Source organism: Pseudomonas umsongensis (assembly GCF_012647205.1).
GTDB classification, from domain to species: domain Bacteria; phylum Pseudomonadota; class Gammaproteobacteria; order Pseudomonadales; family Pseudomonadaceae; genus Aquipseudomonas; species Aquipseudomonas umsongensis.
The window spans coordinates 4,990,864-5,003,953 of sequence record NZ_CP051487.1 but is presented as its reverse complement, the minus strand read 5'-3'; the positions used below and the strand labels follow the sequence as shown (position 1 = coordinate 5,003,953).

At 55.6% G+C, this 13,090-nt stretch carries 11 protein-coding genes; 6 read left to right on the top strand and 5 right to left on the bottom strand.

Annotated elements, in window-relative coordinates:
• Positions 1–68 precede the first annotated feature (68 nt).
• From HGP31_RS22485 to HGP31_RS22470, 4 genes are all read left to right on the top strand, one after another.
• Positions 69–572, top strand: coding sequence for a CS1 type fimbrial major subunit (locus HGP31_RS22485; RefSeq protein ID WP_042955239.1), 504 nt, complete (start codon positions 69–71; stop codon positions 570–572).
• Between the two features lie 105 nt (positions 573–677).
• Positions 678–3,197, top strand: coding sequence for a TcfC E-set like domain-containing protein (locus HGP31_RS22480; protein ID WP_168758712.1), 2,520 nt, complete (start codon positions 678–680; stop codon positions 3,195–3,197).
• A gap of 50 nt (positions 3,198–3,247) precedes the next feature.
• Positions 3,248–4,474 carry a hypothetical protein gene (locus HGP31_RS22475; RefSeq protein WP_168758711.1) on the top strand — a complete coding sequence of 409 codons (1,227 nt, stop codon included), beginning with the start codon at positions 3,248–3,250 and terminating at the stop codon, positions 4,472–4,474.
• Positions 4,475–4,532: 58 nt separating this feature from the next.
• The gene (locus tag HGP31_RS22470) at positions 4,533–5,273 is read left to right on the top strand and encodes a molecular chaperone (protein WP_168758710.1); all 741 of its coding nucleotides are present in this window, start codon (positions 4,533–4,535) and stop codon (positions 5,271–5,273) included.
• 91 nt (positions 5,274–5,364) lie between these two features.
• Here HGP31_RS22470 and HGP31_RS22465 read toward each other — a convergent pair whose 3' ends face one another.
• From HGP31_RS22465 to HGP31_RS22445, 5 genes are all read right to left on the bottom strand, one after another.
• Positions 5,365–6,198 carry a fibronectin type III domain-containing protein gene (locus HGP31_RS22465; protein ID WP_240963501.1) on the bottom strand — a complete coding sequence of 278 codons (834 nt, stop codon included), beginning with the start codon at positions 6,196–6,198 and terminating at the stop codon, positions 5,365–5,367.
• A 356-nt stretch (positions 6,199–6,554) separates the two neighbouring features.
• The gene (dsbG, locus tag HGP31_RS22460; protein ID WP_020795947.1) at positions 6,555–7,322 is read right to left on the bottom strand and encodes a thiol:disulfide interchange protein DsbG; all 768 of its coding nucleotides are present in this window, start codon (positions 7,320–7,322) and stop codon (positions 6,555–6,557) included.
• Entirely contained in the window at positions 7,298–8,152 is an 855-nt protein-coding gene (locus HGP31_RS22455; protein WP_020795948.1) for a TlpA disulfide reductase family protein, read from the bottom strand. Before HGP31_RS22455 ends, dsbG begins: the two co-directional genes overlap by 25 nt.
• On the bottom strand, positions 8,152–9,888 hold the full coding sequence (gene dsbD / locus HGP31_RS22450; RefSeq protein WP_168758709.1) for a protein-disulfide reductase DsbD: 1,737 nt from the start codon (positions 9,886–9,888) through the stop codon (positions 8,152–8,154). Before dsbD ends, HGP31_RS22455 begins: the two co-directional genes overlap by 1 nt.
• Positions 9,889–9,970: 82 nt before the next feature.
• A complete protein-coding gene (locus HGP31_RS22445; protein WP_168758708.1) occupies positions 9,971–10,669 on the bottom strand; it encodes a hypothetical protein in 699 nt (232 codons plus the stop codon).
• A gap of 295 nt (positions 10,670–10,964) precedes the next feature.
• Here HGP31_RS22445 and HGP31_RS22440 point away from each other — a divergent pair, with 295 nt between their 5' ends.
• A complete protein-coding gene (locus HGP31_RS22440) occupies positions 10,965–11,648 on the top strand; it encodes a response regulator (protein WP_020795951.1) in 684 nt (227 codons plus the stop codon).
• Positions 11,645–12,970, top strand: coding sequence for an ATP-binding protein (locus tag HGP31_RS22435; RefSeq protein ID WP_168758707.1), 1,326 nt, complete (start codon positions 11,645–11,647; stop codon positions 12,968–12,970). The genes HGP31_RS22440 and HGP31_RS22435 overlap by 4 nt, the downstream gene beginning before the upstream one ends.
• Positions 12,971–13,090: the final 120 nt, after the last annotated feature.

Here is a 13,090-nt window from a genome sequence, read left to right as displayed (position 1 = left end):
ATCCGGTGTGGACTTTTGTCGCTTGGCTGAAGCTTGCACTATTATTTTGATGCTTAAAGGTGAAATTAATGTTCAAGAAAATTGCAATGTCTACTTCCGTGCTGGCTATGGCTTTTGCTTCTTCGGCCGCACTGGCTACTCCCCAAACTCATGATATTGAAGTGATTGCCGATATTCCAAGTGCTGACTTCTATGTTCAGCCTGTGTCAGTCGACACTGTAACACTGCCGCAGCGCTTTATTGTGGATGCTTCCGATCCGGCGGCTCCTGAAGTGAAAGATATGGTCCTTAAGTTCAAGGCAAAAAGTGCAGCTGGTGGTACGACCGGCCCTGCGATCATGGCAACCCTTAATGGCCCAACTAACATGGTTTCGGGCGCCAATACTATCGATCTGAATGTGAAATTCAACGGTGTAACATTGGTTGATGGTGCCCCGACGAGTGTCGTTGATGCTGATGCCGCGGTAAGTGAAATGAATGCGGATATGGAAGTTAGTGCAGTTAAACCAGGTGGCGGCTACCCTGAAGGTAACTATCGCGGCAACGTCAATGTTACATTTGATGCTCCATAATAGTTAAATAAATACTCCCAATCCATAAGCTATCTGTGTGGTCGACACGCTTCGTCGGCCGCATTCTAACTTGCACAAGCAAGCGCTAACTTGAGATAAACTTCCATGTTTTCGAAGACTCCTATCGCGGGAGCGCTTGCGCTAATTATTTGCGCGGGCGCGCTTGCCAGTGAAACCAAGCCAGCGGCCCAGTCCGTTAGTTTGCTTCAACAGGCTGAAGGCTTGCCTGCAGATTTTCATGAATTCTTTTTTGATGTTCCATTGGCAGTCCGGGTGGAAGTTGATCAACAGTTTCTAGGCGAAGCAATGATCCTGTTAAGCCGTGACGAGCGGGTGACACTGATCAACTTTACCGACACACGAGACAGTGACCTGACTTCCAGCGAGCGCGATGAGTGGGCCGCTCTCTTGATCCAGGGCGTGGCGTTGGGCGCGTGCAAAAGCGGCTGCCCTCGGGAATTGCTGACGGTTCACTACAGCCTTGAAGACTCCACGGTGTCGCTGGTAACGGCCAACGCCGAACGCGATCCGCAAGCTCGCCAGTTTCACGATCAGCCGGAAGGCGGCAGCGTCGGCCTGATTGTGCGCAATCAACTGAACATCAGTGGTGGACAAGAGCAGAACCCGGCCGGTCGTTATGGCCTGGAAGCGAGCGCGAGTCTGGCTAACTGGACGAACACCTTCAACGCGCAACTCTCGCGTATGTCGGGTGCCGACACGGGCATCAAGCATGCGGTCCACGAACTGCATACCCAGCGGGAACTGGAAGGCACCTTCTTTCGTGCCGGTTACTTTACACCCAGCGCGCAAGGCCTGACTCGGCCAGTGCGCACCATCGGCTCTGGCCCCGATACGGTGTTGGGCATGATGTATGGCAGTTCTGACAGCCTGGCAATTGATAACCCTAAACCCAGCCTCTATCCGATTTCCGTGACCGCCAATCGCCAAGCGATGGTCGAAATTTATCGCAACGGCGTGCTGATCAATAGCCAGCAGGTAGCCAGCGGACTTCAGACGCTGGACACGCGTCCGTTGCCGGGCGGGATCTACGAGGTGGAAGTGCGCCTGATCGAAGACGGCCAGTTGATCTCCAGCAACCGGGAACTTATCTACAAGCCCAGGAACTGGAACAACCCGGAAAATCGCTGGCGTTACAACCTTTTCGCCGGTCGCGAAAGCAAGTTGCTCAGCAATTGGCAGGAACGCGATGATGGTGATTTGACCGCGGGCGCAGCCTTCAACTTTCTATTGCATCCGCGAGTTGTCCTGGGCTTGTCCGCGCGACAGGTCAAGGAGCAAATGCAGTTAGGCACTTCCGCCGAGTGGACGGCGGGCGACAGGACCTCTTTCTATAGCAGCGTTTCCCAGACCAAGGGCCAAGGCACGGGGATGGAGCTGCAAGCTGTGCATCAATACAACGGTGGTAGCCTGGTATTGCGCCATCAGCGCAGCTGGCTGGACACGCGCAATACTTACGAACAGCTGCCGGACGGGACCCATATTCGCCAGCGCAATACCTATAACGGGCAAACCAGCAACACGTCGCTGGCGGTAAACCAGCGCCTGAACAGCAAGAGTTCGGTCAGCGCGCAAGTCTCCCATAGCGAAGGGTACTCCGAGGGCTTGGGCATCGACCTGAGTTGGACCCGTAATGCACAGCTGTTTGGCCATAACGCCGACTGGCGCGTGGCGGTATTTGACCGGCCGGGGACAGTTGGCACGGCTGATCAGCGCAACAGGGGGGTCGATATCAGCCTGCGCCTGGCGCTGGGCTCAGACGGTCACCAAGTGTCCGGTAGCGTCGGTCAGCGCACATCGCGTGACGGTGGGCGCGATTCCAACGCATCGGTTTCCTATCGTCGGGACCTCAAGGATCACGTACTGCAAAGTGTTTCTGCAACCGCCAGTAGGGATGTCTACGGGACGGGGCTGGCGGGCACGGCCGATTTCATCACCGATCAGGTCAACGGCTCCATGCATGTACAACGTTCTTCCTACAACGGTCACGTCAGCGGTGGTTTGAATCTGGACAGCACCCTGGCAGTCAGTGGCCAAAAGGCTGTTCTCAGCGGTCAGGCCTCGACGAGGCAGGCGGGAATGATCATTGATGTCGAAAGCGAGGTGGATGATATCCAGATGCGCGCCGACGATTTGTCCGGCACCAGCACCACGTTACGTCCAGGACGTAATTTCATTCCGGTGTCGGCCTACAAGAACGGCACGGTGAATTTTGATTTCAACGGTACAGACGTGCCCGCCGCATCCATTCACCCTGCGCGTACCACTTATCACTTGAATAAGGGCGGCGTGGATTATCGCCAGGTGCGTATCCTCAAGACCGTGACGGTGATGGGCCGTCTGGTGGATGCCAGTGGAAAACCGTTGAAAGGCCATCATGTTATCAACCATGCCAGTCGTGGCGTCAGCGAAGTCGATGGGTTCTTCTCCATGGAACTTAGTGAAAAATCGCCTACACTTGAAGTGCGGCACGACAGTCAGTTGTTATGTCAGTTCAGGCTCGATCCAACCTCCCAGCGAGAGAATGATGTGCTGATGGTAGGCGATCTGCGGTGTCATCCAGACACTTTGGCCGAAGCTGCTTATAAGTCTGAGAAAGCCAGTTGATAGGCACTTATACAATAGCAGCCAGAACATGGCGTACACAGGAAAGTCAAATGAACAAGCTAATGAGCCGCCTGGTGTTGTTATCGACACTCTGTGGATTTTATACGGCTTCTGCCAATGCATTGGTGGTGGACGCAGAAATAAAACCCGATCCGAGTAATCCTGGAAGCGCAGTGATTATAAATAACACGCCGATTACCGGCTATTGCGCGAATCCAATCTTTAGTTCGCGATGTAACATCGCAAAAATTCGAAGTAACGAATTTCCCATTACCCTGACGTGGCCGGGGAGTTTCAATACCAGTGACGTAATCCCCTTTGGTATTGACGCAAGATGGCGCACGTTTACGGTTACCCATAACAGCATTCCTGGCGAAACTGCAGAGATCCAAATTCGAATTGGCGGGGTGGGTACCCGTTATACCATGGGGCAAACCGCACAAACTCTTCTTGGACAACCAGGACTTTCTGATTTTGATGCTCATGCCTATCTTTGGACGCCGTCGTGGTCGGAGAAGACCGGCAATTGCACTAAAGTCGCTGGCAGTGAGCAAACCGCTGCTCATGACGGACGCAGTTTTTCAGCATTTTGGGCAACGAATGAAATCGTCGATACATGTCCAAGGGATGCCGATCGCAATATTCCCGGCCTGGTTTTGCAGAAGCTCGACGTTCATTATGAGTTACGCGCTGTACGACCAGAGAGGCTGATAAGTGGCGGTTATCAGGGTTCAGTGCACTACACGGTAGGCGGCCCAGGGAGCGACTTCAACATGGGAAGTTTGAATCCGAGCCAATCCATGATGACGTTCGACTTGAACCTTGCGGTGAAGCAAGACGTCAAGGTCGAAATGTCCACCGACAGGGTTAGTTTGGCCCCCAAGGGCGGCTGGATGGATTGGATCAATCATGGTCGACAAAACGAGAAGTTATTGGCTGATCTGCGGTTTTTCATATTGTCTAGCACGCCCTTCAAGATGGAGCTCGGTTGTGAGCGTTTGGCGGGTAATAGATGTGAGATCAGTAACGGAACTCATCAGGTGCCGGTCGATATTAGTGTGAGCCTGCCAAGTCCTTGGGTGGACGATGTGGGGAATACAGTAGAACGGCGTTCACTGAATGCGGATACCGGTATTCCACACATAAAGTCTTTGGGGGTGCCCAATAGAAACCCCAGCTTATTGCACTTTGAGGTACCCGCCAGCGAAGTCGAACATATGGTAAGTGACAGTAGTTATCGCGGAACCGTTACGATTAAATTTGACGCGGACATCTAACGGCAGTAGCACGGCCCGAGGCTTACTCAGGCTAGTTTCTCGCACGAGGCTTTATATCATGAAATTTATTTATACACTGCTCTGCACATCGTTGTTCAGTATGGGGGCTTATGCCGGTCCCAGCCTGCAAATTGGTACGTTCTACGACTTTATGGGAGGTAACCAAAGTAGTTATCTAAAACGCATTCGTAACGGCGGTACCTCGACGGCGTTTGTCAAAGTCGAGATCAAGGAGATTTTTTACCAAAAGAACGGCGCTTCCCGCGAAGAACCATTGAAGATGGTCGAGGGCAGCACCCGTGATGGTCTGGTCGCCAGCCCGGCCCGGCTTATCGTACCGGCCAAGGGAACCCAGGGAACCCGCCTGCTTTACACCGGTGACCGGAGCATAGAGCGTTATTTTCGGGTCCGTTTTATGCCAGTCGTACCTGAAAAGGAAGATAAATTTGCCGTCTCCGACAGTGAACGCGAATCCTATGAAAAGGAGATGTCTGCCGGGTTTAACGTGATGGCCGGTTATGGCATGGTATTTTTTGTTCGCCCGGCCAACACCCGGTTTGATACAAAAGTCGATAACAGCGCTGTTCGCTATCAAGTGCAAAACAATGGTAATAGCGTAGTGGTTATCGACGCCTTCAAGGACTGTGAAGCGAAGAACGACGATAAATGCCGGCCGACGAAAAAGGTCCACCTGATTCCAGGAAATGATTTTACGTTCAACAAGGAAGCAGGTCGCGTCTATCGCTACAACTTGATCGAAGACCAGAACAAGACGCCGGTTGAGGTAAAGGGGAGTTAAGATCTTCATGATCTCGGTAAAGGGCGCTGGATGGATATTCCACTCAGCGCCTTTTTTCATTGCGTGGCACCTGCCATCAACAGATGAGAGGCTATCGTTTCCCTTTGAAAGGAACGCCCAGTGGGGGATAGTGCACAATCACTCGATTCGACTTATGACCCGTTGGGTCCTCTGCTGTCACACCGAACTCATATCGCTTATCTGCTTCCAGGTGATCAACAGCAAACTGGGTTTCGACCGTGGTCCCCAGATCGTTTCCAATACCTTGATCGATTAGATAACGAATTGTACCGGAGCTGTCGTAAGACTCCTCCCAGCTTAATGTCAGGGCAAGGGAGCTTGTTACTAAATTAGTGGGGTCGGTTGGTTTGGTGAGGTCTTCAAAATATACTTCTACGCACACAGGGTCGGAAAAACTAAGCTCGTCATCAAAGGTGCGAATGCAGTAAGTGTGATTACGCCCTTCTGCTGGAGTGGTGTCGATGTAGGGGGGCCTAAGGGGTGTGTCGAGTAGTACGGCATCTCGTTTTATTTCATATTTAGCAGTTCCGCCGTCTACTGTGCCGCCGTGCCAAAAAAATGAAACGCTACCGGGTTTAAGATCATAATAATCCAAGTAGTCCACAGGTGTTGGTTTTTTTCTGTCGAGCGTAGAAAAATTCAGCATAAATGACTTTGTCTGGCCAATAATAGGGTCTAGCCCGACTACCTCCCAGGAGTACATTCTGTTTCTTGTTAGATTATTAATGGTAACGTTACCTCCGTTTCCGCGATACCACTCTTTAGCTATACCATTCTCGGTTATGGTGGTTACAGGATAAAACGGATTTGGCGTTATACTCAGGCTGATGGAGTGCCACGTAATGTTGAGGTTTTCAATTATCGGGGCTTCGTTGTTGTTTCTGGTTTCGGTTTTGATGTTCATGATTTTTCCATCCTGAAGTTTCAATCATTTATTGTCTGTATGGTTATGAAGGTTTCTTGGCGGTTTTAAATCATTTTTTCTAATGCGAAACAACTTATCTCACCTATATTTAGGTAAGTAAACTAGCAGATGTATTAGTGTTTGGTGTGTTTTTGTGGTGCGGAATTTGCTTGTTGTTAATTGTTTATGGATGTCTTACGGACTATCCAGTTCTCTTGGCTCACGTGCATTCATAGCGTAAAAAAATCGCAATTAGAGGCGTTAGTTGTGAGCAAAGGGCAGGGCCCCAGGAGTTGAATCTGCACGCGGATCTAAGCGGTCGCAATGGCCGGTGTGCGCCATTGCGTTCGATTCCATTATTTGGGTCCGAGTATCTTCACCAACTTATCCGGCGACGGCGCGCCTTGTTGCTGTTGCAGTTCACCCTTGCTGTCCATGTAGAAAATCGCTGGGGTGGCAGACAACTCCAGCTCTTCCATCAATTGCATGTTGGCGGCGAGCTTCGCCTGGATCGCTGGCGGAACATCCTTCAAGGCCTTGAGCGTGCTGCCCTTGCCAGCGGCTTCGTGGTCGTACAGGGCTTTTTGCGGGTCTTTGGCAGCGAGTAGGGCGGCGGATTTGCCCGGGCTGTCCTCACGAATGATTCCGACCATGATGTGCCGCAACTGCACCTTGCCAGCCTTGACCCATGGCCGCGCCTGTTCCCAGAACATGCTGCAGTATGGGCAGTTAGGGTCACTGAACATGTAGACGATCCGAGGTGCATCCTTCTTGCCGTCGGCAATCCAGTTGCTTGCCTCCATCTTGCCCCAGACTTCCTTGGACATTGGCGCGTACACCAGTTTCTGCAGTGGTGCGCTGCTCAGGTCGTTGCCTTCGGCGTCGTACAGATTGCCGAGCAAAACGTGCTTGCCATCGGGCGTCAGGTACAGCGCCATGCCGCGGTTCTGGTATTGCGCCGCGTAGCCGCGCAAGCCGTCGGGGGCGTCGAATTGACCAACGATTTTCGCACCCTTGGCTTCGATCTTCTTGATCGCCTCGGGCAACTCTTCGGCCTGCACCGATGGCAGGTGCAGGAGGGCGGCACCCAGGCTCAGGGTCAGCAGGTGGCGGAGGCGGGACATGGCAGTTTCCTTGAAGAAGTGGCAGGAACGGAATCGAAGTTTTCCAGCGCGCGAGCCAGGCTGGCTTGTGACAGTTCACCCAGATGACTGCCCAACAGGCGGCCTTCGGGGCTATAGAACAGCGTAGTTGGCAATGCCATGGAGCCGACGGCCTGGCCCAGGCGACCGCCGCCGTCGAACAGCACATTGGACAGGCTCAGGCCTTGGGTTTCCAGGAACGTGCTGACGCTTTGCATGCTTTCGGCCTGGTTTACGAACAGGAAGGTCAGGTCGGGGCGCTGTTGCTGTGCGTGCTCCAGCACCGGCATTTCCCGGCGGCAGGGCGGGCACCAGGTAGCCCAGAGATTGATCACCAACGGGCCACCCTTGTAGTCCGCCAATTGCACGGTTTCACCGGCGGAATTGCGCAGGGTGATGTCCGGAAGGCGCGTGCCCTGTTCAAAAATGGTCAGCGAAAAGGTCGCCAGCAACCAGAATGCCAGGCCGCTGGCCACGCCGAAGCCCAAGGGACGACGCAGTCCCGGGCGACGCCAGCCACGGTATAGTGTGGCGAGCACCAGTGCGATGACCCCAGGCCAGGCGAGGAAACCGCCGTCGCGCAGGTCGATGACTTGCCAGGGGTCGCTGCGATAGTGCGTCCAGTAAACGGCGACAAAACCGATTCGCGCCGCGAGCATGCCGATCAGGAACAGGCCGAACAGCACTGACTCGGGATTCTCGCCACCACGCTTGGCCACCCGCCAGCCGACGAATGTTGCCAACACCAAGGCACTGATCAGCAGCAGATGGTTAAGCGCGATGGCAAAGGTGCCGAGGGTAAAAGTCAGCATTAACGGGCGTCTCGGGTGGTGGTCCAGCGTTGCAGGAAAGTGTCGGCATCGACCTCGCCGGTGATGCGCTGGCTGCGTCGTTCGATACCGTCGGTGCCGATCCACAGCAAGCTTGGTGGCCCCGGCACTTTGTAACGGCCGAGCAGTTCGCGGCTGGCGGCATTGTCGGCGGTGACATCCAGTCGGAGCAAGCGCACGTCGCTAAGGGCTTCCAGCACTTTCGCCTTGCCGAACACCTGTTTTTCCATGACCTTGCACGACACGCACCAGTCGGCATAGTAGTCCAGAAGCACCCACTGGCCCTGCGCTTGCGCCGCATCGAGTTCCCGTTGCAGGACCACAGGGTCCTTGATCGTGGTAAAGGCGTCGTGGCCGCTTGGCACAGCGGCGACGGCCGAGCCGGAAGCGCGGAAGACTTGCAACGGCTTGAACAGATCATCACTGCCCGCCGCCGCGCCGATCAGCAATAGGCTGCCCCATAAACCCAGCAGGAGCGAGCTGGCACCGAACAGATGAGCGATGCGTCCAAACCCATCCGACTGCTTCCACGCGCTATAGGCCGCGACCAGCAGCAATGCACCACACAAGCCGACCCACAGCGATTCATCCAGCACCGGGCGCAGCATCAGCAACGCCGTGGCAAGAAACAGGAAGCCGAAGATGCCTTTGAGCAGATTCATCCAGGCGCCAGGCTTGGGCAGGAAGCGATTGCCAACCGTCACCAGCAGCAACAACGGCACACCGATGCCGATGCCCATGGCAAACAGGATCAACCCGCCGTGCAGTGCGTTGCCGCTCTGTGCTATGTAGAGCAGCGCGCCGGCCAGCGGCGCGGTCATGCACGGGCCGACCAGCAGGCCGGACAACGCGCCTAGCGCTCCAGCGCCGACCAGGCTGCCACCGCGCTGATTGCGCGAGACGTTTTCCAGGCGATCCCGCACGGCAACCGGCAGTTGCAGCTCGAAGAAGCCGAACATCGGTAACGCCAGCAGCACGAAGATCGCCGCGAAAGTGCCTAGCAGCCAAGGGTTCTGCAACCAGGCTTGCAGGTTTGCCCCTAAAGATGCAGCCAACACACCCATTGCCGCATACACCAGCGCCATGCTCACCACATAGCTGCTGGCGAGGGCCACGCCGCGCCTGGGCGTAGCGCCGCTGCCGACGATCAGCCCCGCCAGAATGGGCAGCATCGGTAGCGAACACGGGGTGAACGCCAGCAGCAAGCCCAGACCGAAGAACACCAACAGGCTCCAGCCCAGCGCTCGTTGCTGCAGATTGCTGGCCAAGGCCTGGTCCGGCGCTTCGTCTGCCGTGCCCGTCAGGGATTGCCCGCCCAGATCCACGACTTGGGTTTGTGGCGGATAACACAGGCCGGCATCGGCACAGCCCTGGAAGCCGACCTTGATCTGACCGCTGGCGCCCGCGGGAATTTTCAGTTCGAGGCCTTGACGATAGACCTGCTGTTCTCCGAAGAACTCATCGCTGTGGGATTCACCTTCCGGTAACAAAGGCTGTTGATCCGCAGGCAGCCCATCAAATTTCAAGCGTTTTTGATAGAGGTAGTAGCCATCGTTGATTTGCCAATAGAGCTGTGTTTCCCCTGATTCAAGGCGCTCGGAAGTGAAGACGAACGCCTTGTCCACCGGCAGGAATTCAGGTTGGGTTTCAAACGGATTAGTCCCTGCCTGGGCCAAACCCGAGATCAAGAGAACAAACAACAAAAATAGTCGACGCATGGGTAAGCCTTGTCCCTGTGCAAGTGAGGTGCACATTGGCGGTTGGCGATTAACCGATGATTAACCGCGCCTTCACGAATACTCAGTCTCGGAACAGGCCGGGCCACGCCTCATCGTTCATCCCGTGCGGACCGGAATGCAGATGGTTTTGCTGGATGTTGTAGATGAGGAACTGACCTCGGTTTAGAAAAATATAGTAAAAACTATCGGCAAAAGTTCTGTCATTCTGCGCGGCCGTTATGATTCGGTGTTTAAAACGCTCTAATCCAGGCATGGAGGTGGCGGTGATTTCTTCGTGTGTCAGTCGTTTTTTTTGATAGTCGAAAGACAGGTAATGTCCGTCATTGAGGAGGAAGCGAAACAGGAATTTTTTACCTGTAAGTTGCCACCAGGTGCCCGCTACGATGCGCTCGAAATAGGGAAATATCGGCGCCCATATTGAGTTTTCAACACGGTAGTTGTTTAGTGTCTTATCTTGATCCTGGTCGTATTTACAGACCATTGGGGTCTTGCCGTCGTAATAAAAAAACCAGGAAAAGTCGTCGGAACCACCGGCGATTCTGGTATCCAGGCCCGTGGTGGTGAAGCCAAACCGCAGGTGCTCGGCATTTTCGTGGAAACCGGGCCACGCGTATTGCGTGGTTTCTCTAGGAAAGCTGTCAGGGACTTGACGATCGCCAAGGTCAAATCGGGTGTATTTGTTGGTATCTTTGAAGAAAAAGTAAATGCGGTCCTTGCCGGAGCGCCAATCTGTAGCGACGAAGTTGTTGAAGTTTGGCATGGGCTGATTCCTTTCAGCGGGTGAAGCTCTTTCGTTTGTCGATTAGGGTCTTCAGGGATTGGTGGTTTTGATTTGATGGTTGGATTGTAGTGTTCGTATGGTAAATAGTTTATCGCTCTGGTTTATTTTGCAGGAAATGGTTTTTAGTGATGTTTGTATCGTCATGCAACTAAACTATTTGTAATATAACGAATGGGGGTGACAGACAGCCGGGCTGTTCGTCAGTCGTCGCAGTTGACATAATTACGCCTTAATCCTGAGCTGTTTCACTCAGGTTTTTATTTCTGGAGCGCCCATGCACGTACTGGTTTGCGAAGACGATGAGCTGATCGCCAGCGGCATCGTTGCCGGTCTCACCGCCCAGGGGTTGACCGTGGAGCACGTCGCCACGGCGTCCGCTGCCCGGGCGATGCTCAAGGTCGCGGAATTCGACGTGATGGTGCTCGACCTCGGGTTACCCGATGAAGACGGCCTGAAGCTATTGCAGCAGTTGCGCCACAGCGGCTTGGAGATCCCGGTGCTGATCCTCACCGCCCGCGACTCGGTAACGGATCGTGTCGACGGCTTGCAGGCGGGTGCGGATGATTACCTGCTCAAGCCTTTCGATCTGCGTGAACTGGCCGCCCGCTTGCACACACTGTTGCGGCGGGTGGCGGGGCGCAGCGTCAATTTGATCGAGCATGGCCCGCTGACATACGATCCGAGCAGTCGTGAAACTACCCTGGCCGGCCAGCCGGTGGACCTGTCGCGCCGTGAGCAGTCACTGTTGCAGGCGCTGCTGCATAACCGTGGCCGGGTGCTGTCGACCGAGCAGCTCAAGGACAGCGTCTATGGTTTTAACGACGAACTGGAAAGCAACGCCCTCAACGTTCATATCCATCACCTGCGGCGCAAGCTCGGCAACGGCATCGTCGAGACCGTGCGCGGCCTGGGTTATCGCCTGGGCCCGGCTGATGGGGCAGGGGAACTGAAAAAGTGATGAGCCTGCGTTTGCGCCTGAGCCTGACGCTCGGCGGCGCTTTTGCCCTGATCTGGGCCCTGGCAGCGGCCTGGATGCTCAGCGATTTGCGCAACCAGATGATGTTTTCCCTCGACCAGCGCCTGGTGGCCTCGGCACGTATGGTCGCCGGGCTCATGGAGCAATTGCCGGCGTTGCCGAGCAAGGGCGAGGGTACCCATTTCAGTGCCGAGCAACTGAATATTCCCGGCGGCATGGCGTGTCAGGTCAGTTCGCTACGGGGTGAAATCCTCGCCCGCAGCCACAGTGATCCGGGGCAAACCCTGGAAGCCGAGAAAATGGGGTTCCACGACCAGATCATCGACGGTGCGCCGTGGCGCAGCTTCACCCTGGCCCGTGGCGACCTGCGGATCACCACGGCCGACCGGCAAATCGAACGCGAGGCGCTGAACATGTCGATCCTGCTGGCCGCTTCTGTGCCGGTGGGCGTGGCACTGCTCGGTTGCCTGTGCCTGCTCTGGCTCGGCATCGGTCAGGGACTGGCGCCGCTCAATCGCATGCGCGACGCCTTGATGCGCCGCAGCCCTGACTCGCTTGAGCCTTTGCAGGTCCAGCCGTTGCCCAGTGAACTGCAGCCCTTGCTCGACACGCAGAACCAGTTGTTCCAGCGCATCGGCAAGACCATCGAACGCGAGCGTCGGCTGACCGGTGACGCAGCCCATGAATTGCGCAGCCCGCTGACCGCCATCAAGACTCACCTGCAAGTGGCGCGCATGACCGAAGGCGCGGCACGGGATCAATCCCTGGCCCGGGCCGAAGAGGGCGCCGACCGTCTGCATCGCACCCTCGAACAACTGCTGTTGCTGGCGCGAGTCGAGGGCAGCCTGTCGTTTGACGATGGTGTGCAGTGCAGTGCCGAGCAGGTGGCGAAACTCGCCATACAGGATGCGGCCGGTGGTGATCGTCAGCGCATCAGGCTCCAGCTGCCGACCAGGGTCTCCCATGCCCCGGTGAAAATGCCCGCGGTGCTGTCGATTGCCGCACTGCGTAACCTCCTGGACAACGCCTTGCGCCATACACCCGACGAGGGGCCGGTGGAGCTGAGCCTTCAAACCAGCGGTAACCGCGTGCAGTTCGTGGTGCGGGACCATGGCCCTGGCATTGTCGATGACGACCTGCAACACCTGACCCAACGCTTCTGGCGCAACGGCCAGAGCAACGGGTGCGGCCTCGGCCTGGCGATTGTCCAGGCGATCGTCCAGCGCTGTGGTTGCACCCTGCATTTCGACAGCCGGCCGGATGGCTTGCGGGTGGAACTGACGATGCCGTTGCAGCCGACCTGAACACCCCTGCAGGAGCTGCCGAAGGCTGCTCCTGCATTGGGTTTGTGTGCACATGAGATGTAACTTCTCGGTATTGGCCGCCCGGACCTTCCACGACTATCGTTGCTCAGACTCAACGGA